Origin of the sequence: Streptomyces marianii (assembly GCF_005795905.1) — a bacterium.
GTDB lineage: Bacteria > Actinomycetota > Actinomycetes > Streptomycetales > Streptomycetaceae > Streptomyces > Streptomyces marianii.
This window is the reverse complement of the sequence record NZ_VAWE01000001.1, coordinates 374760-399180: the sequence shown is the minus strand read 5'-3', so window position 1 is coordinate 399180 and position 24421 is coordinate 374760. Positions and strand designations below refer to the sequence as shown.

Genomic DNA, 24421 nt, shown 5'->3' with positions numbered 1-24421 from the left:
TCCCTCGGGGCACCGCGCGACGCTCAATTTCGCCCCCACGGCTTGGCGGTGTCAGCGGACTCGCCCGGTGAGACAAGTCCTGTCTCGTAGGCGAGGACGACAGCCTGGGCCCGGTCGCGCAGGGTCAGCTTGGCGAAGATCCGGGCCACGTGGGTCTTCACTGTCGCCTCACTGATCGTCAGATGCTGCGCCAGTTCGGAATTGGAAAGACCCCGACCCATGAGCGTCAGCACCTCCCGCTCTCGCGGCGTCAGTGCGGCCAGGTCGCGGTGGACGGCCGGGGTTACGAGGCCCGAACCGGTTCTGGGGGCGCTGGAGGCGAAACGCTCCACCAAGCGGCGGGTGATCGAGGGTGCGAGCAGAGCGTCACCGGTGTCGACCAGGCGTACGGCGGCGGTCAGATGCGCGGGGGTGACGTCCTTGAGCAGGAATCCGCTGGCTCCGGCGGCGAGGGCGGCGTAGACGTAGTGGTCGAGGTCGAAGGTGGTCAGCATGATCACCCGGCAGTCCGGGGCCTGCGCGAGTATGCGGCGGGCGGCTTCCAGGCCGTCCATGGCAGGCATCCGGATGTCCATCAGTACGACGTCGGGCCGCAGCCTTCGCACGGCGGCCACGGCCTCGGCTCCGTCGCCGGCTTCGCCCACCACGTCGATGCCGCGGGCGGTCAGGATCAGGCGGAAGCCGGTGCGGACCAGCTCCTGGTCGTCGGCGATCACGACGCGAGGGGCGGATTCGGTGTACGGCGTCATAGCCGGTCCAGCGGGATCCGGGCGCGGACGCGGTAGCCGCCGCCGAGGCGGCGGCGAGCGTCCAGGTCGCCGCCGTAGACGGCGACCCGCTCCCGCAGGCCGAGCAACCCGCGTCGCGTTCCGTCCGCCTGGCCCTGGGCCGGCTCTCTCCGCGCGGGCCGGCTGCCCGACAGGACGCTCGGTCCGCTGTTCAGCACCTCAACTCGCAGGTAGTGGTCCGCGTATCGCACCGTCACCTCGGCTTTCGCCCCGTCCCCGTGCTTGAGGGCATTGGTGAGGGCCTCCTGGATGATCCGGTAGGCGGTGACATCGATCCCGGTCGGCAGCGGACGCGGCTCACCCGAGATGCGCATCTCCACGGGCAGGCCGGCAAAGACGATCCGGTCGATCAGCGGGCTGAGCCGGCCCAAGCTCGGCTGCGGTGACAGGTCCATACCGTAGGACTCGTCGTCGCCGTTCTGCGCGGGCGCGAGCAGGCCGAGCAGGTGCCGCAGCTCGGTCATCGTGTTCCGCCCGGCGGTCTCGACGGCCCTCATCGCCGCCGCGGCCTCCTCGGGCATCGTGGCCAGCACCTCGCGGGCGGCCCCGGCCTGGACCACCATGAGGCTCACGTTGTGGCTGACGATGTCGTGGAGCTCAGTGGCGATCCTGGCCCGCTCCGCGTCGACCGCGGTCCGCGCCGCGCTCTCGCGCTCCCGCTCCAGCAGCCAGCCGCGCTCCGCAATGGCCGCCTGGTGAAGCCGCCGCGCCCGGACCGCCGCAACACACAGACACCCGGCGGCGCCAACTGCCGCCGCCAGGGCTATGACCAGCCACATCGTGCCAGATCCCCACACCGGAACATCTTCGCAGCTGCACGACGCGCCCCACATCAGCCCCCGGATGCAGCTCCGTACATCCCCGGGATGACCTGCCCGGACGGATGCATCCGGAGGGTGACGCCCCGTCCGCGGACTCCGTCCTAAGTTCGAACCATGACAACTGATCACGACAGTGCCCGGCAAGTGGTGGTGCGGCTGGAAGGCGTGCACAAGGAGTACGGCGACGCGAAGGCCCTGAACGGCCTGTCACTGGATATCAGGGCGGGGGACGCGGTCGCCGTGATGGGCCCCTCCGGCTGCGGCAAGTCCACCTTGCTCAACATGGTGGCCGGCCTGGACCGGCCGACCTCGGGCACCGTCGAGGTGCATGGTCATGACCTCGGGAAACTGAACGAGACCGGCTTGGCGCTGTTCCGGCGGCGGAACGTCGGCATGATCTTCCAGTTCTTCAACCTCATCGACGATCTGCCTGTCCTGGACAATGTGGCGCTGGCCGCGCAGCTGACCGGCACCCCGGCCCGGCAGGCACGCCGCCGTGCCCTGGAGCTCCTGGACGAACTCGGTGTCGCCGAGCGCCGGAACAACTATCCGGCGACGCTGAGCGGTGGCGAGCGGCAACGCGTCGCCGTCGCACGGGCGTTGATGAACCGCCCGGCCCTGCTGCTTGCCGACGAGCCGACCGGCGCCCTCGACAGCCGGTCGGGCGAGCAGGTGATGGATCTGCTGATCGACCTCAACCAGATCGGCCAGACCCTGTTGATCGTCACCCACGACCCGCAGCTGGCCACCCGCTGCGCCAGCCGGCTGATCGAAGTCGCCGACGGCCGGATCGCCCGCGAGAGCATGCTGGAGGCGACCGCGTGAGCGCCGTATGGAGAGCCTCGCGCGCGGCCGTGAAGCGCCGTCGGCTCCAGACCTTCGTCATCGGGCTCGTCGTGCTCTGCTCCACCACGACCGTCCTGCTCGCTCTGGCGCTGCTGAGCGCCGCCTCGGGCCCCTTCGACAAGGCCTACGCCGAACAGCGCGGTGCTCATACGGCGGCGACCTTCGACACCACGAAGGTCTCGCAGGAGCAGTTGGCACGGACTGCCCGGCAGCCCGGGGTGGAGGCCGCGGCCGGACCGTTCGAGCAGACAGTCGTCGACATCCCCAAGGACTGGCTCTGGATGGCGGGCGGCACCCTCACCGTGGTGGGCCGCGCCGATCCGGCGGGCCCCGTGGACCAGATCGAACTCCTTGAGGGCCACTGGGCCACCGCACCCGGCGAGATCGTCGTCAACTGGTCCGCCCAGGGCTCCCCCGGCACGGCGCTCCTCGGCACCAGGCTGGAGACCCCCGGCGGAGCGACGCTGGCCGTCGTCGGATTCGCCACCAGCATGAGCAAGTCGGCGAGCGCCTGGGTCTCGCCCGAGCAGATGGCCGCACTGCACCCGACCTCCGCCCAGATGCTGTACCGCTTCACGGACTCCTCGACGGAGGCCCAGCTGAGCGCCTCGCTGGCACGGGCCACCACGGGACTGCCCAAGGATTCGCTGACCGGCGCACAGACCTACCTCACCCTCAAGCAGGCCTTCTCCGCGCTGGCCGACTCCTACCTCCCGTTCATGACGCTCTTCGGCATCCTCGGCGTGCTCGTCTCCACCCTGATCGTCGGCAACGTGGTCAGCGGGGCGGTCGTCTCCGGGTACCGGCACATCGGGGTGCTCAAGGCCCTGGGCTTCACCCCGAACCAGGTCGTCGCCGTCTACCTGACGATGCTTTCCGTGCCGGCGGTGGCGGGCAGCGTGCTGGGCACTCTGGCCGGCAACGCGCTGGCCGGGCCGATCCTGAAGGTCGCGTTCACCGGCATCGACGTGGGCCGGGCCTCGGTCGGCGGCATCAGCCCGTGGGTGTCCGTGGCCTGCCTCGTGGGCATGCCTGTCCTCGTCCTGCTGGCCGCGCTGGTCCCCGCCCTGCGCGCCCACCGGCTGCCCGCCGCACGGGCGATCAGCGCGGGCGACGCGCCGCGAACCGGGCGCGGGCTGCGCGTCCAGCGGATGCTCGGTGCCACCCGGCTGCCGCGCCCGGTCAGTCTGGGCCTCGGCCAGCCGTTCGCCCGCCCCAGCCGCACCCTGCTGACCCTGGCGGCCATAGTCCTCGGGGTCACCACGGTGACCCTGTCGACCGGACTGACCAGCACCATGGTGGCGTACGGCAATGTCGGGCGGGAGGACGGAGGCGCCAGGATCCACGTGACGACTGGGGGGTCGGGCAACGACCGGACCCCGCCCCGGCTCAATGACCTGCAGATCGAGAAAAGGCTGCGGTCCCTGCCGGATGCGCAGGGGGTACGGGCCCGCGCGCTGTCCCAGGTGAACATGACCGGGCAGACCCAGCCCGTCTTCGCCGACTTCTACCGCGGCGACGATTCCTTGTACGAGAACACCATCGTCAGGGGCCGGGCGCCGGCCGCGGCGGGCGAGATCGTGGCCGGTCCGGCGTTCCTGACCCAGCGCGGGCTGAAGCTCGGTGACCGGGTCACGCTGGAGCTGAACGGCAGGAAGATCACCGCGACCGTCGTGGGTCAGCTCATCGAGGGCAACGCCCGGGCCCTGGAGGCCACCAGGGAGACCCTCGCCCAACTCGCACCGGACGCCCACGCCACCGAGTACACGGTGCGGCTCGCCCCAGGCGCCGACGCGCGCGCCTACGCCGAGGCGGTCACGGCGCTCGACCCGGGCCTGCACGCGTCGGTGATGGACTCCGGCAACGCCGGCACCGCCACCGTCATCACCTTCTCTACGGTCTTCACGGTGCTGCTGACGCTCGTCGCGTCGCTCGGTGTCTTCAACACCGTTCTGCTGAACACCCGTGAGCGGCGCCGGGACCTGGGCATGCTCAAGTCGATCGGGATGACCCCCCGGCAGGTGGTGGTGCTGACGGTGACCTCGGTCGCCGGGCTGGGCGCGGTCGGCGGGCTGCTCGGCATCCCGCTCGGGATCGTGGCGCACCGCCTCGTCGTAGGCCATGTCGGGGTGGTCGACTTCCCCGAGTACATGAAGGACGTGTGGCACGCGCCGCAGCTGGCCGCGATGCTCCTGGCGGGTGTGGCGATCGCAGTCCTCGGCGCCCTGGTCCCGGCCCGGTCGGCGGCCCGGATGACCATCGCCTCGGTGCTGCACACCGAGTAGATCACCCGTCAGCACCAGCCTCTGGATCGGAGTCAGCGCAGGAAGCGGCCCGGTCATGCGTGAGGTCTGCCAGTGGCGAGTCAAGCCACGCGGCCCGCCGCGCCCAGAACCGGGCGATCAGCGCGTTGCCTTCGATCCGACTGGCCGATCTCCGCGAGGTCTGCTTGTCAGACTTCCGGCGCCTGATGGATCGTCGGGGTGATGCCGCAGTAGATGCCGGATTTACTGCGGCAGAGCCCCTACCGTGACCACCGCGACCTGCGGCCGACGATTCCGGCCGCCAGAGCGAGGTGTACGCATTTACTGCGGCAGTGCCGGAAGGGCAGGGTGGGTGTGACGATCGAACCGGTGACCGAACTCGGGAGCAGGGGCGTGCTCCGGCTGCCGCACGCCCGGGTGGTGCCCCTGTCCGCCCCGCCGTCGTCGTACACCGCGGCGGTCGAGCGGTACCTCACCGGTGCGGGCATCGCGAAGTCCTCCGCCCGGATCTACCGGATCTCGCTGATGACGTGGGGTTGGATGCTCGCCGGCTAACCGGCGCCGACCGGACCCGCCCGGCGGGGCGCCAAGCCGCCCGTCTTCCCCGTCACCGCGATCGACGACCCGGCGCTGCCGGAGGTACTACGTCACCAGCTCCAAGAACACCCCAAGGAGACAGAACACCCTGGCCACCGGGGCAAGCACTCAGCGGGGCTCAGAGGAACTCACGGGATGTCGCACGGTCGGGGTGGTCTCGCCCGGCTCCCGCTCGTGGGCGGTGCGGTGCGGTGCGGGCGCGGCGGGGGTGCTGACGGCGCGCGCGGGCAGGCCTCGGTTGGTGAGGAAGCCCCCTGTGCGGTTTGAGGATGTCGGGACCTGCCCCCGACGCACCGCCGTCCGCGAGTACCACAGGTGTCCGAGACAGCCGATCGGGCGTCAAGGTAGTCAGGCTCCGCAGTCCGTGCGAAGTCCGCAGACGGACGAAGGAACTGATGAAAGGGCCGGCGGAGAGCCACTCACTCGGAGTGCCCCGGCACACCGCCGGCTCTTGACCAACATCCGTGCCGGCGGAACGCCAGCGTGAGAAGTGCCACCAGGCTACAAGGCCCCGCCCGCGACCCGCCAGCCGCTCGAGGAACCCCACGGTGAACCCCACGGTGATCTCCCGCAACCGGCCTGTGCTCAATGAGCCGACATCGCCGAGCAGGACCGCGTCCCCGTCGCCACGTGGCGGCGACCCGACGCCCCCGCCCTCCGCCACCGGCCAGCCAAGCCTCTTTCCTCGCAGCGCCTCCTGATCTACGACCTCGCCCAAGCCCGTGCCCACCTCGCGGGCAGACCCGTTCCCACGCTGCCCCCCGGAGAACATCCCGACGGCCTCCTCGGACGGGACGGCTGTCCGCCCGTCCACTCCTGACACCGCCGTCCCTCGGGATCCCGCCCGGACTGGGCCGGGTGGTGGAAACGCGTGCTGCGCCGCCGCCCGCGCGGACGCACCCTGGAGCGAGACCGCGGAGACCGGAGCAGGGAGCACTCATGGTGGACGACACCACGTCAGCGAGGGGGCCGGTACTGGCCGGCGTCGACGAGGGCGGTCAGGAGTACGTGGTGCGCTGCGCCGCCGAACAGGCCGACCTGCACGAGGTGCCGCTCCACCTCCTGCACGTCGCCGAGCACCACGGCACCCCGGTCCCGGGCGCCGAGGCCGTGGCGCCCCTGGAGAGGCTGGTCCGCACCGAGTTCCCCGGCGTGGCAGTGACGGCGGAGGCGGTCACCGGCCGTGCCTCCGCCGTGCTGGTGGAGCGGTCCGCGCGGGCGTCTTGGACGGTCGTCGGCCACCGGGGCAGCGGTGGCTTCGCCCGTCTTCCGCTCGGCTCCGTGAGCTGGCAGGTCGCCACCCACGCCGCAGGCCCCGTCATCGTCGTCCGACCTGGTGACACACCACCGGACCCGGAGAAGCGCGTCGTGGCCGGGGTGGACGTCGCCGACACCTCCGGCATCTCGTCGCACGCCCTGGACGCCGCCTTCGCCGAGGCCGCGCTGCGCGGGGCGAGCCTCGAACTCGTGCACGGCAGCTTCCACCTCGGCGAGACCCCGACCGGGCCCGGGATGGCCGCACCCGACTTCGACGTCCTCGACGAGGCGGTCCGGGCGGCCCTGCAAGAGGAGGCGGACAAGCGCCGTGACCGTTACCCGGGGGTGCCGGTGAGGCTGCACGCGGAACGGCTCCGTGCGGCGACCCTGCTGGCGGAGTCCTCGCGTGGGGCGGTCCTCCTGGTCGTCGGCTCCCACGGCCGTTCCGGACTGCGCAGGCTGCTGCTGGGCTCGGTGAGTTCCGAGGTCCTCCACACCGCGGCCTGCCCGGTGGCGGTCGTGCACACCGCGCACACCGGGTGAGCGGCCGCTGCGAGACGTCCCCGGGCCGCCAGGTCGTCGGGTCCTCGGGCCGGATGCCGGGGCACCGGGTGCTCCGGCCGCGTCAGGCCAGGAGGTTGACGCCCTCCCGGAACACGCGCGGCAGCCGGGCCGCGAGCGGCACGACCCGAGGAGCGAGGTACGGATTCTCACGGGCGCGCAGCAGACACCCGGTCAGCAGCCGGTACGGGCGGGACAGCCGCCGCCAGGCGCGCTCGTACTCCCGGGGCCGGCCCGACCGTACACAGCGGACCAGTTCACCGGCCGCGGTCAGTGCGAGCGTCAGCCCCTCGCCGGTGAGCGCGTCGACGTAACCCGCGGCGTCCCCCACGAGCAGCACCCGGCCGGCCACCCGTGTACGCACGTCCTGGCGCAGCGGCCCGGCACCGCGCACCGGGGTCGCCGCGGCCGAGCACAGCCGCTCGCCCAGGGCCGGGAAGCGTGCCAGCTGGGCGTCGAACGGGGCGCGGTCGGCGGTGAGCACGGCGACACCGACGAGTCCGGCGGCGAGGGGCGTCACATACGCCTCGGAGCGTTCCGCCCAGTGGACCTCGACCAGGTCGCTCCACGGGGCGACGGCGTAGTGGCGGCGCAGCCCGTAGCGCGCCGCCCGGGCGGAAGCGGGCCGCGCGCCCAGTCCGAGGGCGCGGCGGACGGGGGAGTGCAGCCCGTCGGCGGCGACGAGGTACCGCGCCGTCAGCCCGTCCGCCGTCACCTGCCGGCCGTCCTGGCGCACTTCGCCGAGTCGGCGTGCCACGAACCGCACACCCAGCTCCGCGGCGCGCGCCGCGAGCGCCGACTGAAGATCCGTGCGGCGCACCCCGAGGCCGTGTCCGGCACGGAAGCGCGCCTCCGCCGCGCGGGCGCCGAGTCCGTCGGTGTACCGGATGCCGGTGAACCGAGCCCCTTCGACGGCGACCCCGAGTCCCGCGAGCGCCCGTACGGCACCCGGCATCAGCCCCTCACCGCACGCCTTGTCGACCGGTGTGGGCCGCGGCTCCGCGACGACGACCTCGAACCCGGCCAGCGCACCGTGGATGGCTGTGGCCAGCCCCGCCGGGCCGCCGCCGGCGACCAGCAGATCGATCACCGGACCGCGTTCGCGGTACGGCCGGCGGTCCCCGGCACCCCGGTCAGGGCCGACTCCTCGCATCGGATGCGGACCCCGAGCAGTGCCAGGTTGAGCACGGTGAACGCCAGGGCCGTCACCCACGCCGTGTGCACCAGGGGCAGTGCGAGCCCCTCCAGCACGACCGCGGCGTAGTTGGGGTGCCGGAGCCACCGGTACGGCCCGGAGGCGACGAGCGGCAGGCCCGGTACGACGATGACGCGGGTGTTCCACCGCGGGCCCAGGGTGACGATGCACCACCAGCGCAGCGCCTGGGCCGCGGCGGTCAGCGCCAGCATGGTCCAGCCGAGCACGGGCACGAAGGGGCGGTCCGCGGCCCAGGGTTCGACGGCGCAGCCGGCCAGCAGCACGGTGTGCAGGACGACCATGGCGGGGTAGTGGCCGCGGCCGTGCTCGACGCCGCCGTGCGTTCGGCTCCAGACCGTGTTGCGGCGGGCCACGACGAGTTCGGCGAGCCGTTCCACGGCGACCAGCAGGACGAGTACGAGGAACACGGTGGGCGTGTGGGTGCTCATCGGGGCGTCACCAGCGCAGCAGGACGAGTTCGGAGGAGAACCCGGGGCCGAAGGCCAGCATCAGCCCGGGGGCGCCCGGTTCGGGCGGGCCGTCGACGAGGGTGTCCCTCAGGACGTGCAGCACGGAGGCGGAGGACAGGTTCCCGGCCCGGGCGAGCGACCGTCGGCTCGGCGAAAGCGCCTCCTCGGGCAGCCCGAGAACGTCGGCGAGCACGTCGAGGACCTTCGGGCCACCCGGGTGGCAGACCCAGGCCGCCACGTCCTGCGGTTTGAGGTCGTGCTCGGCGAGGAAGGACGCGATCTCCTCACCCACGTGGAGCCTGACCACGTCGGGCAGTTCGCTGCCGAGCACGGGCCGGAGGCCCCACTCGCCGACGTGCCAGCCGAGGAGGTGTTCCGTGCCCGGGTGGAGACGGCTGCGGCAGTCGACGACCACCGGGCCCGGCCGGCCTGCGTACGGGTGCCCGCCGGTGCCTCCACCGGGGCGGACCGCGTGCCGGGGGTGTTCGGTGCCGACCGCCACCAGCGCCGCTGCCCCGTCGCCGAAGAGCGCCCCTGAGACCAGATTGGCCATCGACGTGTCCGCGGACTGCAGGGTGAGCGAGCAGAGTTCCACGGACAGCAGCAGTCCCACGTCCCCGGGGCGGCCGGCGAGCTGGTCGTGGAGGCGCGCCGTGCCCGCCGCGCCCCCGGCGCAGCCGAGTCCGAAGAGGGGCACGCGCCGTACGTCGGGGCGCAGTCCGGCCGCGGTGGCCAGGCGGGCGTCCAGCGACGGTGCCGCGATGCCCGTGACGGAGGTCGACACGATCACGTCGACCTCCTCGGGGGCGACTCCCGCCTCGTCGACGGCGGCTCGCACGGCCCGCGTCCCGAGGTCCCGCGCCAGCTCCAGATAGATGTCGTTGCACTGGCCGAAGCCGTCGAGGCGGCCGTAGCGGTCCAGCGGCAGCGCGAGATGCCGGGCCTCGACCCCGACGGACGCGTGCACGCGCCGCAGCAGTCCGGGATCCGCCGCGGGCGGCAGCCGGCGGGCCAGCTCCTCCGCGATCTCCGCCTGCGGGTGGCGATGGGGCGGGAACACGGCGCTCACGGCCAGGACGCGGGTCATCGCCCCAACATAGAAGTCTGCTGACACAACGTCATGAAACGGTCGCATCGGGCGCGTCGTGACCTAGCGTGGGGATGTGAAGTTCAGTGCCACCACCGTCTCCGACGGGGCCCACGCAGCGCCGTTCGACTCCGTCCGCCCGTCGACCGTCGGTCTGCTGAAGGCGTGTCACCTGCTGCCGGCGGCAGTCGTCACCGGTCTCACGGCCGCGCTCGCCGCCGCGGTGGGAGGACGTGGTCCGGCCGGCGGAGCGCTCACCGTGGGCGCGGTCGCCGCGGGCCAGCTGTCGATCGGGTGGTGCAACGACCGGGCCGACATGGGCCGGGACCGTGCGTCCGGCCGCCGGGACAAGCCGCTGGTCACCGGAGAGGCCCTGCCGGGCGTCGTGGCCGGAGCGGCGATCGCGGCCCTGGCCCTGTGCGTCGTCCTGTCGGCGGCGTGCGGGCCGGTGGCCGGGTGCGTCCATGCGGTGGCGGTGGCGGCGGCCTGGTCGTACAACCTCCGCCTCAAGCGCACCGTTCTGTCGTGGCTGCCGTACGCGTTGGCGTTCGGGCTGCTCCCGGCGTTCGTCACCCTCGCGCTGCCCGGTGGGCCCTGGCCGCCCCTGTGGCTCATGGCGGCCGCCGGACTGCTCGGCACGGGCGCGCACTTCGCCAACGTCCTGCCGGACATCGACCACGACCTGCGCACCGGCGTCCACGGGCTGCCGCAACGCCTCGGCCGGCGGCGGTCGGTATGTGTCGCGGCCCTGCTGGTGCTCGCCTCGTCGCTGGTCCTGCTGGTGGCGCCCGACGGACCGGTCACCCGCCAGGGCTGGGCGGTCCTCGCGATGACCGTGCTGCTCTGCGCGCTGGCCCTGCTGCGGCCCGTCCGTGACGCCGACGCCCGTCTCCCGTTCCTCGCCACCATGGGCATCGCCGCAGCCGACGTGGCGCATCTGGTGCTGCTGACCGCCTCCGTCGGCTGAGGTCCAGCGCCGCCGACCGAGGACCCGCCGCCGTCCGAGAGCCCGTGCGCCGGCCTCAGCCACGGCCGACCGGCCGGGCCACACCCAGTCGTACGCGGTCCATCGGCTCCGCCATGTGCGCCAGTGCGTGGGCCCCGGGGGAGGGGAGTCCGGCGTGCGCGGTCAGCGTCTCGCGCAGCTCCAGGACTTCCGCACCGCGCAGCCGCCACGGCGGGTGCTCGATGCGCGTCTCCCAGAGGACGCCGGCCCGGTGCGAGAAGGACGACCACCGGGCGGTGAGCCAGCGATCCAGGTCCGGCGGTGTGCGGGCCGGTGCCCCTGCACGGACCGTCAGCCGGTAGCCGGGGGGCACGGCCGGGCGGTTCCGTCCGCGCCGGGCCCGGCGCCGGCCGGTGTAGGTGAGGGCGCGCCCGTCGGGACTGCGCCGGACGGCCAGGTCCGCCCAGTGGTACGGGATCCCGAAGGCCCGCGCCGCCGGCATGAGGGGGTGGTCGGCGTCGAGGGAGAGGAACCACACCCCGCTGCGCCCGTCCCGCGTTCTGACGTAGGTCCGCAGATTGGTCTGCGCGAACGTTCCCCTGGGCAGCGGCACCAGTCCCAGCGGGTGCACCGATCTCATCACGAGGGCGACGAGGCTCACCCACGCGCGGCCGTCGGACTCGTCCGGCCGCAGTCCGGACGGCAGCAGCGGGCGTACCGCGTCGGGCGGGTAGGGCCAGTGTACGTAGGTCTGGTGGGACAACCCGGCGGTCAGCGCGGGAAGTTCCCGTGGGAAGGGCAATCGGGGCGGTGCGGGCAACGTCTCCTCCTGTGCGCGGTGCGGAGCGGTTCGCGAACCGTGTTGTCCCGATGATCCGGTACGGCCCACCGGGTGCCGGCGGGTGCCGGCCGGGACCGGCGCCGAAGTTCACCGTGGAGCAGCCATGGCGATGGAGTCCGGCCAGCCGTCGGCACCGGGCGAAGGGGAGAGCCGGGCGCAAGGGGCGCTGGGCGGGCGTGCCGGGCCCGTGGCTGGGCCACTTGTACCGGCGAGTAGACGACGTTCTCCGCTCGGTCGCACCGCTCCGCGACACCACGGGGCCGGCTCCCGGGGCGGGGACGGCGGCCGGGCGGTCGGAAGTGGGCCCGAGGCGGCCCCGGGCGTCAACCGGGCTTCGGTGAGCGTTGTTCGCCCGGGCGGCTGCTCGCGGACCATTCGAGGGGGCGGTCCCCGCCGGAGCCCCCGTGCGAAGGCTTTCCGCCGATGCGGCCGCCGGGACGGACCCGGGCGGGGCAGGGGGCCGATCGATAGAATTCAGGCATGGTGCTCTGGCTGACCGACCCGACGCCCCGTCGCGGCAGGCAGTACGGCGGTGGCTCCCCATGACGCCGGCGTCGGACGACATGAGCCTGTACTCGGGCCGGCCGTCCGGTCTGATCGGCGCCCAGATCGCCGGCTACCGGGTGGAGCGGGAGATCGGGCGGGGTGGTATGGCGGTGGTCTACTGTGCCAAGGACCTGCGGCTGGACCGCACGGTGGCGCTCAAACTCCTCGCGCCGGAGCTCGCCCGCAACGACACCTTCCGCCGCCGATTCACCCACGAGTCGCGGGTCGCCGCAGCCATCGACCATCCGCACATCGTGCCGATCTTCGAGGCCGGCGAGACCGACGGCGTCCTGTACATCGCCATGCGCTTCGTGGCCGGGCTGGACCTGCGGGCGCTGCTGGACCGCGACGGCCCGCTGCCCGTCGCGACCGCTGTCCGGATCGCCGCCCAGGTGGCCTCGGCGCTCGACGCGGCACACGAGCACGATCTGGTGCACCGGGACGTGAAGCCGGGCAACGTCCTCGTCGCCAAGGGCACCGACGTCGACCATCCCGAGCACGTCTATCTCACGGACTTCGGGCTGACGAAGAAGTCGCTCTCCCTCACCGGGTTCACCACCGTGGGCGAGTTCGTCGGCACGCTCGACTACGTGGCACCGGAGCAGATCTCCGGGCGGCCGGTCGACGGCAGGTGCGATCTCTACAGCCTCGCCTGCGTCGTCTACGAGACCCTGGCCGGCGGGCCGCCCTTCCAGCGGGACGAGGACGTCGCACTGCTGTGGGCGCACCAGTACGACCAGCCCCCTCCGCTCACCGAGCGCCGGCCGGACATCCCACCGGGCGCGGACGAGGTTCTGGCGAAGGCCCTGGCCAAGGTGCCCGACGACCGCTACGACTCCTGCCTGGAGTTCGTCGCGGCCCTCCGTGACACCGCGACGGCCCCGGTCGCCACGCCGGTCGCGGACAGGGCCGTTCCCACTCCGACGCAGGTGGTCCCCGGCCTCGCCGAGGTCCCGGAGGATCCGGGCCCTCCACCGGACCCGCCCGCGTGGGCCCGCCCGGTCTTCGTCCCTCCCGGCGGACAGCGGCCGGGCGGGTGACCCGGTACCGGTCCCGTCGGCCCGTCCGGGCGGGTGCGGGGCCGGCGTCAGCCGCCATGGCGTCGCTCGCCCGTGTCCTCGCGCAGGCGTTCCGTGTGACGCGTGATCGTTTCGACGCGGGCCGCCAGGCCGGGGTGGTCGGCCTGCAGGTGTGAGTGCGTACCGGCCAGGGGCGCGATCAGCGCGGCGGCGTCGTCGGCGGCGAGAGCGCCGGAGAGGCGCGCCACCGGGGCGGCCGCGTCGGCCGGGAGATCGGTGAGAGCGGTGATCTGGCCGGCGAGGCGGCGCAGATCGCCCGCGTGGCCACGGGCCCATGCGCTGACGGTGCGGTTCGCCGCCCGGTGGTCGCGGGTGGCCTGGACGCGCTGCTCGCCGGTGGAGCCGGGTGCCCCGGGGCGCACGCGCAGATACCGGCGCTCGGCGGCCTGGCGACTCGCGACGCCGAGGGGATGGGCGAGGTCGGCCCAACTGGCTCCCGCTTCACGGGCCGTCTCGATCAGCCCCGGCTCCCATTCGGCGAGTTCGTCGCGCAGTCGACGCAGCAGGAGCAGGGCGGCCAGCGCCTCCTCGGCGCCGGTCGAGGGTGCGCCGGGCGCGTACCCGTAAGGCTCCTCCCGGGCGGTGCGAACCGCCTCCCGGATGGTGTCCAGAGCCGCGGCCGCGGCATGGAAGGAGGAGAGCGGCACTCCTGTGTTCCCGGGTTGGTCGACGGGGCTCATGGGATTCCCTTCTCGGCCAGAGTGTCATCCTTTCGGTGACATCCGTGATTGTCATCGTTCCGACGACATGCTACAACGGAAGCAGGTTCCAGCGCATTGGCAGGTACTGCCCGAACCAACTGGAGGTGTTTCACGATGTTGATGCGCACTGACCCTTTCCGGGAGTTCGACCGGCTGACGCAGCAGCTCCTGGGCACGACGGGCACCTGGTCCCGGCCCTCCGCGGTGCCGATGGACGCGTATCGCCAGGGTGACGAGTACGTGATCGCCCTCGATCTCCCCGGTGTCACGCCGGACGCGATCGACATCGACGTCGAGCGGAACATGCTGACGGTCAAAGCCGAGCGGCGACCGCTGGCGAAGGCGGACGACGTGCAGATGGAGCTCTCGGAGCGTCCCCTCGGTGTCTTCTCCCGCCAGCTCGTACTCGCCGACACGCTCGACACCGAGCACATCAGCGCCGACTACGACGCGGGTGTGCTGACCCTGCGTATCCCCATCGCCGAGAGGGCGAAGCCCCGCAAGATCGCCATCGGCGACCGCCCGGGCCGCAAGCAGATCGCCGGCTGAGCCCCGCCCCACGCGCGGGTCGTGGAGGAAGGGAGGAGTTTCCGCTCCTCCCTTCCTCCAAATCCGTCGGCACCGCACCGACGCCGTAGCTTCCCCCACTTCCCCACTCACGTGAGGCGGGAATTCGTCAAGGACCTCGCGGCCCGAACGGGTGGCACCCCCGCCACCGCGCGCTGGGACGCGGGCTCCGTCCTGCACGTCGTCGCCGGTCTCGCCGGCCCCCGGCTGCTCGACCGCGTTCTCGCGGCGCTGCCGTCCGGATACGCCCTGCTCTTCGGTCGCGCCGAGCTCGCCCTTCGACGCTGACGACGGACGCGCCGGCCGCCAGTCGCGACCCCCCGCCGGACCCGCCGGAACCGTCCCACCGCCGCGTTACCCCCTGCCCCGGTGCGGAGGGACTCCGCGACCCCGGTCGGTGGGCGGTGCAGACCGGGCGCCCGGCTCCCGTCACGGTGGTGACTCGGCCCACGACTGCGGGCCGCCGCCCCTCCACTCGATCAGTTCCGGGTCGTCGACCGCCGTGTCGGTTTCCGGCAGGTTCGCGCGGCGGAGGAACTCCAGCACGTCGAACAGGTCGTGCGCGGTACCGACCGGCTCTCCTCGGATCGTCACCGGTCTGCCACCGCTCGGCTCGATCGGATGAACGATCACAGGCGGGTTCGTGCCCATGATCCCAGGGTCCGTCCGGACCGGTCGGGACGCATCCGCACGCACCCGGACGGGTGCCGGCCCCGCCCGGGGGCGCGGCCGGTGGCGTGGCACCGGGCACCGGACGCGCCGACCATGGAGGAGGAGGTGTCGCTCATGGGTGAACAGGTCGAGGCCAACGGTGCGCGGTTCTGGGTGGAGCGCCGGGGTGAGGGTCCCGACGTCCTGCTGGTCGCGGGCCTGAGCGATCCCGCCGAGGCCTGGCAGGCCCAGCTCGACGGACTCTCCGACCGCTACCGGGTCACCGCCTTCGACAACCGCGGAGCCGGTCGGACACCGCTCCCCGACGGGCCGCTGTCGGTTCCGCTGATGGCCGACGACGCCGCGGCGCTGCTGCCGTCCCTCGGTGTGGAGCGCGCCCACGTCGCGGGCTTCTCGGGCGGCAGTCTGATCGCCCAGGAGCTGGCACTGCGCCACCCGGGCCGGGTACGCAGCCTCGTCCTCGTGTCCGCCTGGGCGCGGCCGGACGCCTACTTCCGTTCGATGACCCGGTTCTGGCACTGGCTCGCCGCCGAGGCACCGGGAGAACGCGCCATGCTCGAGGCGTTCCTGCTGTGGGTCTACACCCCGCGCGCCCACGCGAACGGCATGGTGGACCGGATCATCGACGAGACGCTGGCCTTTCCCCATCCGCAGTCCGCCGAGGCATTCCAGCGCCAGGTCGAGGCCTTCGCGGCGCACGAGACCCTCGACCGCCTGCCGGGGATCACCGCGCCGACGCTCGTGCTGTCGGGGGAGTGCGACCTCGCCGCACCCCCGCGGTTCGGGCGGGCCGTTGCCGACGCCATTCCGGGTGCGGACTTCGAGATGCTGTTCGGCGAGGCGCACCAGCCCTTCCAGGAGTCCCCCGAGAAGTTCAACGCCCGGGTGGACGCTTTCTGGAAGGAGGTCGCCGGCCAGCATCCGGTGACCGAGGACGGCCCGTGACGGTCCGGACGTACGGCCCCCGCCGGCTGGCCCGTTCACTGCCGCACGATCCGGTCCACGCCGCGGTCGCACACGCGCTCGGCATGACCGACGGTTCGGGGCGCCATGGCCGAAGGCGCCGGGTTCCAGGGCTTCCCACCCCTTCGTGCACGGCAGGCGCAGCAGGAAGGTGCCGCGGTGCGAGGGGGACCGGGGCACGGTGGCCGAGGTGGCCGTCAATCGGGCCTGACGTCTCCGGTCCGGCTCTCCGTCGAGGGCTGCGTCCCGCCGACATCGAAGCCCGCCCGCCAGGGCCCCGCGCCCGACGACGCCCCCGCCCCCCGGCGGGCCGTCGCGGAAGGGAGCGGTCTCGTCCGGCGCCGGCGACCGGGGTCGCGTCCTCGCCGCCGTGTGCGGGAAGGCGGACCTCCACTCAGCCCAGGGCGATCAGGATGACCGCCACGCCGGTGCACAGCAGCCCCGCGATCTGGCCGGTGGTGGGGCGTTCGTGGAGGAAGACGACGGCCAGGACGACCGGGACCGCGGGGTACAGCGAGGCCAGCACCGTCGCCAGGGCCAGCAGCTGGTGGAGGGTGGCGGCCTGGTAGAGCACCAGGGCCACCGCGCCCATCGAGCCGACCGCCAGTGCCGGAAGAACGAGCCTGCGGGGCAGGCGGAGGGTCGCCCGGGCCGCCCGGGCCATGAGGGCGATCGTGAGCGTGGCCGCGGTTCGGGCGGCCAGGATCGGCCAGAGGCCCGCCGCCGGGTCGATTCGGGAGATGGCGAGGAACTGCACCGCGAAGCCGATCCCCGACAGCAGCCCGAACCGTGCGCCGGCCGCGGTTCCCCCGGCCTCGGGGCGGTCGTTGCGGGAGACCAGCCACAGCGCGGGAACCGCCGCCGCTACACCCAGCCAGGCGAGCGGACTCGGCCGGTCGCCGAGGACGACGACGCCGACGAGCACGGGCAGCGCGACTCCGGCGACACCGCTGAGCGGGGCCACCACGCTCATCCGGCCGGCCGCCAGTCCCCGGTACAGATACGCGACACCGATGCCGGTGCCCACCCCGGACAGCACGCCCCACCCCAGCGCGCCGGAGGTGATGTGCGAGGCCGTCAGAACCGGCGCCTCCACGCTCGCCACCGGCATCACGACCGCCACGGCGAGCATCAGGACGATGCCGCCGACCTGCCCGAACGCCGCGACCGCGTAACTGTCCGCCCGTCTGGCCAGCAGACCGCTGAAGAAGTGCACGAGACCGAACATGAGCGCGGCGCTCAGCGCGAACAGTTCCGGCATCCATGCCCTCCCGGCACCCGTCCCCGAGGCGCGGACGGCCGCCGGCCGCTGGCCGCGGCGCGCGGCCGCGCCCCGTGGTGGGTCACGTCGGGGGAGCCGTCTGGCGGGCCGTCAGAGCACACCATAGTGCGCGCGGACGGCCGGGCCGCCGACGATGTCCCGGCGCCCGCTCGCGTCGCCTCGCCGAGTGGTGGGGGAGCGGGCTCGATGGCCCGGCAGCCGTCTCCGGATCCCCCGCCTGCGACACCGGGGAGCCGGAGTGTCCCGCAGCTCGCGTCTGGACAATCCGTCCGGGCTGGACGTAAAGTCCGGGCATGGGAGTCGCGGCCGTACGTTGAGGCCACAGCCATGGAGCGGGAGGCGGCAGCCATGGAGATGACGGAGGAACCGGATCCGCGCGTGCGGACGTGGTCAGCGGTGTGCCAGGCCGTCGCACGGCTCCTCGGCCCCTACGCCGAGGTGGTCCTGCACGACCCGCGCACGGACAGCGTTCTCGCCATCTGGAACCCCGTGGACGGCCGCAAGGCCGGCGACGCTTCGATGCTCGGCGAACTGGACGCCCTGGAGCCCGCCGCACAGGACGTCTTCGGCCCGTACGAGAAGATCCTCGCCGACGGCCGCCGGCTCTCCTCGGTCAGCGCCGTCCTGCGCGGCGCCGACGGCGATGCCTCGGCCGTCCTCTGCGTCAATCTCGACCGCACCCCGCTGGAGCGGGCCGCCGCCCTGCTGAGCTCCTTCGGCGCCCCCGTCGTGGAGCGTCCCGAACCGCTCTTCGAGCAGGACTGGGCCGAACGCGTCCAGCACGTCGTCGGCACCTACGTACGGGAGTGCGGCCGCCCGGTCGAGCGCCTGACCCGGCAGGACCGGCTCACGGTACTGGGACGACTGGACGAGGCGAAGGTGTTCGGCGTCCGCCGCGCCGTCCCCGTCGTAGCCGGCGCCCTGCGTGTGTCGCGCTCCACGGTCTACGACCTCCTGGCCGAACACCGAGCCCCCAGTACGAAGGACCCCGCATGACCCGGCTGCCCGACTTCCGACTCGAAACCTTCTTCTCCCGCTGGGAGTTCGCGGCCCGCCACCACCTCACCGCGTCGGACGCCCAGAGCATGGCTCTCGGCGAACTGCTGGCACTCGCCGACGACGAGGACCGCGCAGCCTTCGAGAACCTGCATCTCGGCTACACCGAGACCTACGGCGACCCGGCCCTGCGCGAGGCCGTGGCCGCCACCTACGAACGGGCGGACGCGGACGACGTGCTGTGCTTCGCCGGTGCCGAAGAGGCCCTCTACCTGGCCATGAACGTCCTGCTCGGGCCGGACGACCACGCCGTCGTGATCACCCCCAACTACCAGGCGGCCGAGACGGTGCCGCTCGCCCTGTGCGAGGTCACCGGTGTCGCGCTCGACGCCGACCGCGACTGGGCCCTGGACCTGGACGCCGTGGTGGACGCCATCCGCCCCCGCACCCGGGTCGTCTCGGTGAACTTCCCCAACAATCCCACCGGCAAGGTCGTCGACGCCGGAACCTTCACCGCCCTGGCGCGGCTGTGCGACGAACGCGGCATCCACCTCTTCAGCGACGAGGTCTACCGCGGCCTCGAACGCGACCCCGCCCGCACCCTTCCCCAGGCCGCCGACCTCTCCGAACACGCCCTGTCGCTGAACGTGACCTCCAAGACGCTCGGTCTCCCCGGTCTGCGGATCGGCTGGATCACCTGCCGCGACCGCGCCCTGCTGTCCCGGCTGGAACGGGCCAAGCACTACACCACGATCTGCAACTCCGCCCCCAGCGAGGTCCTGGCCAGGATCGCCCTCAGGGCCAGGGAGACCATCCTGGCCCGCAACCGCGCGCTGATCGAGCGCAACCTGCCCGTCTTCGACGCCTTCTTCGCCGAGTTCCCGGGCCACTTCGACTGGCGGGCGCCCGACGGAGGCTGCGTCGCCTACCCCCGCTACCTCGGCCCGGGAGGAGTCGAGGAGTTCTGCACCGGTCTCCTCGAGGAGGCCGGGGTCCTGCTGCTGCCCGCGAGCGTCTACGGTTCGGAGCTCACCGCCACGCCCACCGACCGCTTCCGCATCGGGGTCGGCCGCCGTGGCGCGGAGGAGGCGCTGGACGCGTTCGCCCGGTGGATGAGGGCCCGGCGATGACCGTGTGCCCGTCCCGGACGCGGTACCGATCCCGCCGCGCCACCGCTGGTGCCGCCCCGATGAACAAGGACGAACTGCGCCGGGCACTGGGGCGCTGACCCCCTCTGCGCGACCGCGGGGACCGGCCGCACCGCCGGACGGGCTCGTCCGCCGTACGCTCGAAGAGTGTCCGGGCGAGGAGTGTGACGGCCCTCGTCCGGACCCGAAGGGCGAGACGGCGCTGCACGGGCGCGCCGCCTGCGGGCCGGACACGCGGATTCCCTGCGTACGGGAGCGATGAGCGGGCATCCGCACTGGGACGCCCCGTGCCGGGGCGGACGCGTGGTGCGGATGGGCCGGGTCGGGTACACAGCAGAGGCTGGGGGCGGGGTGCCGAGGGAGAGGCGGCTGTCGGCGCGAGAGATCGCGATGCTGGACCAGATCGAAGCCGGGCTGCGCGCGGGGCGGCCCGCCCGGCGGGGACTCGGCCGGCGGGGACTCGGCCGTCGCGAGGCGCTCCTCGTGGGGGCGACGGCGACGCCGGCAGGCGTGCTCTTCCTGTGGGCTGGCGCCACGGGGTCGTCCGGCATCGGGCTGGCCGCGGTGGCCGTGTGGGTCACCGCCGTGCTGCTGGTCTCCCGGCGTCCGGGGCACGGTCCGGAAAGGGTTCCGACGCTCGGGGCTGTTCCCCTGCCGGCCGTGGTGAGGCCGCCGCCGAGCGGAGGCCTCCCTGCGGCGCGGCTCGGGGCGCTCGGCCAGGGATCCGCGCCGGTCCTGCCGCGGAGCGTCAGCCGTCGGGCGTCAGGACGTCCGGCACCTGGGTACGCAGGAGCAGCCCGTCCGCGCGGACGTTGCACTCGTTGATCGTGCGGGAGACCTCCCGGACGAAGCCGCTCCGGCTGTGCAGCCGCAACATCACCGCCACCTCGCCGAGCCCCCGGCGCGGTCCGTCCGCCTCGGCGAACGACCGGTACAGGGTGTTGGGCCAGCGGTCGGCGTCGTCGTCCCGCCAGAGCCGTACGGCCGGGTCGCTGAACCGGCAGGGCTGCCCGCCGTGCGGTTCCTGCAGCAGCGAGTGGCTCACGGGCAGCGTGCCGAGAAGGGGAACGAGCCGGGAACGCAGATCCTGGTTCTCGACGAAGCGGTACTGCTGCCACTGCCTGCCGCCTGGGACGGTCATGCGCAGAGTGACGAGCAGGAAGGGGTGCCCGGCGGAGGACGACTCCGGGGAATCCGAGCGCCATTGCGGCCATGATGTCGACAAGGCCACCGTTGCCTTTCCCCCGCCTTCTCGGCCGTAGCGCCGCCCGTGCTCGGTCTCCACTGCTCGGATTATGTCATCCCACCGACGTCCGGGAGACCGGCCGATCCCCGCTCGCCGTTCCGAGGCGAGCACGGGCCAGATCTCCATGTCGTGGCGCTTCCCCCGGTACGGGTAACTCTCGCGTAGTGCAGCGTCCTTGGTCATTCCCAGTCGCCGGGCCACCGCGATACTGAGTGCGTTGCCGGATGGGACCCACCATGCGACGCGGTGGATGCCCCGTTCCCCGACGGCCCAGTCGATGAGCACACGGGCGGCCCGGGTGACACACAGCCGCACCCGGCGCGAGTCCTGGAACCCGCGTTGCGTGAACAGAGGCAGGCCGGAGCCGTCGAGGGGCCCATCGTCCGGCGGGGCGACGCTGGTCACGAAGCGCGCCGCGATGGTGTGGAACGACCTGAAACCCGAGAGGTTCCCCGAACTCATCGTCCGTGCCGCCTCCGAGCGGGACGTCCCCGCCGCCGTGCGGCCCGCCCGGTCCCTCGGTCTGCGGATCGCCGTACGGTCCGCGGGGCGCAGTTGGTGCGGGTCGCCCGTGCGGTCCGACGGCATGCTGCTCGACCCTCCGCTCTCGGCCGGTACGCGATCGATCCGGTGGCGGGCCGGGCGACCCAGGGGGGCCGGGCGACCTGTCCGACCGGACGGTGCACGGCCGGGACGCCCTACTCCCCGGCGGCCGGCCGGTAGACGCACACGTGCACACCGGTGCCGCTGGCGACCGTGGAGACCAGCTCCAGAGAGTGCTTGCCGCCGTCGCCCGGGAAGATCGTCTTTCCGCCGCCGAGGAGTACCGGCATGATCATCAGCCGGAGTTCGTCGACCAGTCCCTCGGCGATGAGGGTCCGGGCCAGGGTCGGGCTGCCCATCACGACCAGATCGCCGCCCTCGGCGTCCCGCAGCTCCCGGATCCGGGCGACGGCCTCGTCACCGGGGATACACCTGGTGTTGTGCCACGTCAGCTTGTCCTCGCCGAGCGTCTGCGACACGACGTACTTCGGGAGCGCGTTCATCCTGTCGGCGAACGGGTCTCCGGCCCGCTCCGGCCACGCGCCGGCCATCGTCTGCCAGGTGCGGCGCCCGAACAGCAGCCCCTCCGCATTCCTGAGCGCCTCGTCGAACGCGCCGCCCACCGTCTCCGGGTCGAAGAACGGGTGTGACCAGCCACCGTGCGCGAAGCCGCCGTCGGTGTCCTCCTCGGGACCGCCCGGGGCCTGCACGACGCCGTCCAGGCTGATGAACTCGGTGATCACGATGCGCATGGGAGTCTCTCCGCTTCCTGCTCCGACGGACTGCTTCAAAGGAGACGGTGCGCAGCGCCGAAAGTCATCGCACGCCCTCGGCCCCACGGGTATGACACGGAGCACAGTAGACGCGTGGAGCGCGGCGTGCGGGTCCTTGCGCCGCCGGCGCAACTCCCGCCGCGGCCGCGCGGAGCGGCTCAGGCGTGGTCGGCGAGCTCCGCGACGCCCTTCTGGCGGGCGCAGTGCGCACAGCAGTAGAACTGCCCGTCGGCCTGCAGTCCGTGGCCGAGGATCCGGCACTGGCAGTTCTCGCAGATCGGTGCCATCCGCTGGGCCGCACACTCGATGCTGTCGAACGTGTGCACCGCTCCGGCGGCGTGCACCTCGAACGACATCTCGTAGTCGTTGCCGCAGACTTCGCACTTGGCCATGGCTGTGCCCTTCGAGCTCTGGGGTGTATGTGCCTGGAACGTAGCGAGCGGCCCGTACCGGACGCCGCCGACACGGACGAGCGCACGGCCGACGGGCCTAAACGCACCACCCGCCCGGCCCCACCCCGCACGGGCGGTCCGTGCCCACCGCCGCCACGAGCGCGCGTGTCCGCGAGCCGGAGGCCGCCCGCCGCACGCCCGCGCCGACGGTTGCCCGCCCCGACCGGGCGCCGGGAGACGGGTTCTGCACGTGTCGTGCCGGACGGTACGGGGGTGACTGGTATGCCTGTGGCTGGTTTCTTCAGATTTCGTACCGCCGGGGAGGCGGTGGGGCGGGACCGGACGAGAGGGAGAGTGTCATGGGTGAAGCGCATCCGCCGGCCCGCGGTGCCGCAGGACGCAACCGTACGGTGCTGGCCGCCGCGCTGGCAGCGACGCTGGTCTGGACGCCCGGCGCCTTCGCGGCGGATCCCTTCGGCGGTGGCGCCGCGCCGTTCGCGCAGGCCTGGGGCGACAACGAGGACGGCCAACTCGGCACCGGTGACAACGCCGACAGCACCGTGCCCGTCGCCGTTCCGGAACTGACCGGAATCAGGAGTCTCGCCGCCGGCTTCGGGCACAGCCTGGCCCTGCTGCGTGACGGCACGGTGTGGGCGTGGGGGGACAACGACAACGGCCAGCTGGGCAACGGCACCGAGACCGACAGCAACGTCCCCGTCCGGGTCCCGGGCCTCACCGGCGTGAAGGCCGTCGTGGCGGGCGACGACTTCAGCCTGGCCCTGCTGCGTGACGGCACGGTCCGGGCGTGGGGCGACAACGACAACGGCCAGCTGGGCAACGGCACCCTCGCCGACCGCTCCCTCCCCGTCGAGGTGCAGAACCTCTCCGGCGTGAAGGCCCTCGCCGGCGGCGACAACCACGCCGCCGCCCTGCTGCGTGACGGCACGGTCCGGGCGTGGGGGGACAACGACAACGGCCAGCTGGGCAACGGCGCCCTCGACGACAGCACCATCCCCGTCCAGGTGCAGGGCATCACCCGGGCCAGGGCCCTCGCCGCGGGCGGCAACCACAGCCTCGCGGTGGTCAGGGACGGCCGGGTGCTGTCCTGGGGCGACAACTTCTCCGGGCAGCTGGGCAACGGCACCAACATCGACAGCACGACCCCGGTGGAGGTCCGGACACTCACCGGGGTCAGGGCCGTCGCGGCAGGTCTCGGCCACAGCCTCGCACTGGCGGGCGACGGCACCGTGTGGGCCTGGGGGGACAACGCCTCCGGGCAGCTGGGCGACGGCGCCCTCGACGGCAGCACCATCCCCGTCCGGGTGCGGGGCCTGCGCGGGGTGACGGGCATCTCCACCACGGAGGACCACAACCTCGCGCTGACGTCCTCCTGCGGCTGCGGCGGCGCCGGTCTGCCGAGCCCGTCGTCCTGCCGCTGCGACGACTGGCCTGGCGGGTTCCCGGGCAGCGGCGAGGACGACCCCGGCGACGAGCCCGGCCCCGGGAGCGTTGTTCACGCCTGGGGCGAGAACGGAGAGGGCCGGCTCGGTAACGGGGGTACCGCCGACAGCAGCGTTCCCGTCGCGGTGACCACCACGATCGGGAAGGCCGGCCTCATCGCGGCCGGCGGCGAGCACAGCCTGGCGGGCTGAGCAGCCACCGGCACCGGGGCGGCCGGACGGCCGTGCCAGGGACCCCGTGGCCGTGCCGGCCTCCCCGGGGAGACCGGCGCGATCCCGCTCCGGGTGCGATCCCATTCCGGGGGCGATCCCGCTCCGGGTGCTGCCGGGCTTCGGGCGCGGCCGGATCTCCGGCACGTCCCCGGGCCCCGGGCCCCGGG

At 73.1% G+C, this 24421-nt stretch carries 23 protein-coding genes and 1 pseudogene; 12 read left to right on the top strand and 12 right to left on the bottom strand.

The window, feature by feature from the left end:
- Positions 1 to 23: 23 nt before the first annotated feature.
- Together FEF34_RS01785 and FEF34_RS01780 are read right to left on the bottom strand one after the other, a co-directional pair.
- Complete coding sequence (locus tag FEF34_RS01785; RefSeq protein WP_138051548.1) at positions 24 to 749, bottom strand: response regulator; 726 nt, start codon at positions 747 to 749, stop codon at positions 24 to 26.
- On the bottom strand, positions 746 to 1567 hold the full coding sequence (locus tag FEF34_RS01780) for a sensor histidine kinase (RefSeq protein ID WP_138051547.1): 822 nt from the start codon (positions 1565 to 1567) through the stop codon (positions 746 to 748). Before FEF34_RS01780 ends, FEF34_RS01785 begins: the two co-directional genes overlap by 4 nt.
- A gap of 186 nt (positions 1568 to 1753) precedes the next feature.
- Between FEF34_RS01780 and FEF34_RS01775 the strand changes: the two genes are divergently transcribed.
- The 4 genes from FEF34_RS01775 (at position 1754) to FEF34_RS01760 (ending at position 7116) form a co-directional block, all read left to right on the top strand.
- The gene (locus FEF34_RS01775; RefSeq protein ID WP_407698248.1) at positions 1754 to 2434 is read left to right on the top strand and encodes an ABC transporter ATP-binding protein; all 681 of its coding nucleotides are present in this window, start codon (positions 1754 to 1756) and stop codon (positions 2432 to 2434) included.
- Positions 2431 to 4740, top strand: coding sequence for an ABC transporter permease (locus FEF34_RS01770; protein WP_138051545.1), 2310 nt, complete (start codon positions 2431 to 2433; stop codon positions 4738 to 4740). Before FEF34_RS01775 ends, FEF34_RS01770 begins: the two co-directional genes overlap by 4 nt.
- 348 nt (positions 4741 to 5088) lie before the next feature.
- Positions 5089 to 5274, top strand: a complete 186-nt coding sequence (locus FEF34_RS42410) for a hypothetical protein (protein ID WP_234042216.1) — start codon at positions 5089 to 5091, stop codon at positions 5272 to 5274.
- A gap of 981 nt (positions 5275 to 6255) precedes the next feature.
- Entirely contained in the window at positions 6256 to 7116 is an 861-nt protein-coding gene (locus FEF34_RS01760; RefSeq protein ID WP_234042215.1) for a universal stress protein, read from the top strand.
- Between the two features lie 82 nt (positions 7117 to 7198).
- Here FEF34_RS01760 and FEF34_RS01755 read toward each other — a convergent pair whose 3' ends face one another.
- The 3 genes from FEF34_RS01755 to FEF34_RS01745 are packed head-to-tail and all read right to left on the bottom strand — an operon-like array spanning position 7199 to position 9886.
- Complete coding sequence (locus FEF34_RS01755) at positions 7199 to 8224, bottom strand: NAD(P)/FAD-dependent oxidoreductase (RefSeq protein WP_138051544.1); 1026 nt, start codon at positions 8222 to 8224, stop codon at positions 7199 to 7201.
- Positions 8221 to 8778: an isoprenylcysteine carboxyl methyltransferase family protein gene (locus tag FEF34_RS01750; RefSeq protein ID WP_138051543.1), complete on the bottom strand. Its 558-nt coding sequence runs from the start codon at positions 8776 to 8778 to the stop codon at positions 8221 to 8223. The genes FEF34_RS01755 and FEF34_RS01750 overlap by 4 nt, the downstream gene beginning before the upstream one ends.
- A 7-nt stretch (positions 8779 to 8785) precedes the next feature.
- Entirely contained in the window at positions 8786 to 9886 is a 1101-nt protein-coding gene (locus tag FEF34_RS01745) for a type III polyketide synthase (RefSeq protein ID WP_138051542.1), read from the bottom strand.
- Between the two features lie 76 nt (positions 9887 to 9962).
- Between FEF34_RS01745 and FEF34_RS01740 the strand changes: the two genes are divergently transcribed.
- On the top strand, positions 9963 to 10853 hold the full coding sequence (locus tag FEF34_RS01740) for a UbiA family prenyltransferase (protein ID WP_234042214.1): 891 nt from the start codon (positions 9963 to 9965) through the stop codon (positions 10851 to 10853).
- Between the two features lie 55 nt (positions 10854 to 10908).
- Here FEF34_RS01740 and FEF34_RS01735 read toward each other — a convergent pair whose 3' ends face one another.
- Positions 10909 to 11652, bottom strand: coding sequence for a YqjF family protein (locus FEF34_RS01735; RefSeq protein WP_234042213.1), 744 nt, complete (start codon positions 11650 to 11652; stop codon positions 10909 to 10911).
- Between the two features lie 563 nt (positions 11653 to 12215).
- Here FEF34_RS01735 and FEF34_RS01730 point away from each other — a divergent pair.
- Entirely contained in the window at positions 12216 to 13259 is a 1044-nt protein-coding gene (locus FEF34_RS01730; RefSeq protein WP_138051541.1) for a serine/threonine-protein kinase, read from the top strand.
- Between the two features lie 47 nt (positions 13260 to 13306).
- Here FEF34_RS01730 and FEF34_RS01725 read toward each other — a convergent pair whose 3' ends face one another.
- Positions 13307 to 13978 carry a type III effector protein gene (locus FEF34_RS01725; protein ID WP_138051540.1) on the bottom strand — a complete coding sequence of 224 codons (672 nt, stop codon included), beginning with the start codon at positions 13976 to 13978 and terminating at the stop codon, positions 13307 to 13309.
- Between the two features lie 135 nt (positions 13979 to 14113).
- Here FEF34_RS01725 and FEF34_RS01720 point away from each other — a divergent pair, with 135 nt between their 5' ends.
- Together FEF34_RS01720 and FEF34_RS42405 are read left to right on the top strand one after the other, a co-directional pair.
- A complete protein-coding gene (locus tag FEF34_RS01720; RefSeq protein ID WP_138051539.1) occupies positions 14114 to 14548 on the top strand; it encodes an Hsp20/alpha crystallin family protein in 435 nt (144 codons plus the stop codon).
- Positions 14549 to 14569: 21 nt separating this feature from the next.
- Positions 14570 to 14854 (top strand): DUF2267 domain-containing protein, encoded by a 285-nt coding sequence (locus FEF34_RS42405; RefSeq protein WP_234042212.1) that lies wholly within the window; start codon positions 14570 to 14572, stop codon positions 14852 to 14854.
- 141 nt (positions 14855 to 14995) lie between these two features.
- Here FEF34_RS42405 and FEF34_RS01710 read toward each other — a convergent pair whose 3' ends face one another.
- Positions 14996 to 15217: a hypothetical protein gene (locus FEF34_RS01710; protein WP_093659038.1), complete on the bottom strand. Its 222-nt coding sequence runs from the start codon at positions 15215 to 15217 to the stop codon at positions 14996 to 14998.
- A gap of 135 nt (positions 15218 to 15352) precedes the next feature.
- On the opposite strand from FEF34_RS01710, the gene FEF34_RS01705 reads away from it, so the two are divergent.
- On the top strand, positions 15353 to 16183 hold the full coding sequence (locus FEF34_RS01705; RefSeq protein ID WP_138051538.1) for an alpha/beta fold hydrolase: 831 nt from the start codon (positions 15353 to 15355) through the stop codon (positions 16181 to 16183).
- 412 nt (positions 16184 to 16595) lie between these two features.
- On the opposite strand, the gene FEF34_RS01700 is transcribed toward FEF34_RS01705, so the two are convergent.
- Complete coding sequence (locus FEF34_RS01700) at positions 16596 to 17462, bottom strand: DMT family transporter (protein ID WP_138051537.1); 867 nt, start codon at positions 17460 to 17462, stop codon at positions 16596 to 16598.
- A 369-nt stretch (positions 17463 to 17831) separates the two neighbouring features.
- On the opposite strand from FEF34_RS01700, the gene FEF34_RS01695 reads away from it, so the two are divergent.
- Both FEF34_RS01695 and FEF34_RS01690 read left to right on the top strand, forming a co-directional pair.
- A complete protein-coding gene (locus FEF34_RS01695; RefSeq protein ID WP_138051536.1) occupies positions 17832 to 18479 on the top strand; it encodes a helix-turn-helix transcriptional regulator in 648 nt (215 codons plus the stop codon).
- Positions 18476 to 19609 carry an aminotransferase class I/II-fold pyridoxal phosphate-dependent enzyme gene (locus FEF34_RS01690; protein ID WP_138051535.1) on the top strand — a complete coding sequence of 378 codons (1134 nt, stop codon included), beginning with the start codon at positions 18476 to 18478 and terminating at the stop codon, positions 19607 to 19609. Before FEF34_RS01695 ends, FEF34_RS01690 begins: the two co-directional genes overlap by 4 nt.
- Positions 19610 to 20951: 1342 nt before the next feature.
- Here FEF34_RS01690 and FEF34_RS01675 read toward each other — a convergent pair.
- The 3 genes and pseudogenes from FEF34_RS01675 to FEF34_RS01660 all read right to left on the bottom strand — a co-directional run.
- Positions 20952 to 21176, bottom strand: a pseudogene (locus FEF34_RS01675) (GNAT family N-acetyltransferase); the annotation flags it as partial.
- 395 nt (positions 21177 to 21571) lie between these two features.
- A complete protein-coding gene (locus tag FEF34_RS01665) occupies positions 21572 to 22168 on the bottom strand; it encodes a dihydrofolate reductase family protein (RefSeq protein ID WP_138051534.1) in 597 nt (198 codons plus the stop codon).
- Positions 22169 to 22347: 179 nt separating this feature from the next.
- The gene (locus tag FEF34_RS01660; protein ID WP_093660046.1) at positions 22348 to 22581 is read right to left on the bottom strand and encodes a hypothetical protein; all 234 of its coding nucleotides are present in this window, start codon (positions 22579 to 22581) and stop codon (positions 22348 to 22350) included.
- 359 nt (positions 22582 to 22940) lie between these two features.
- Between FEF34_RS01660 and FEF34_RS01655 the strand changes: the two genes are divergently transcribed.
- Entirely contained in the window at positions 22941 to 24233 is a 1293-nt protein-coding gene (locus tag FEF34_RS01655) for an RCC1 domain-containing protein (RefSeq protein ID WP_138051533.1), read from the top strand.
- The last annotated feature ends 188 nt before the right edge of the window (positions 24234 to 24421 follow it).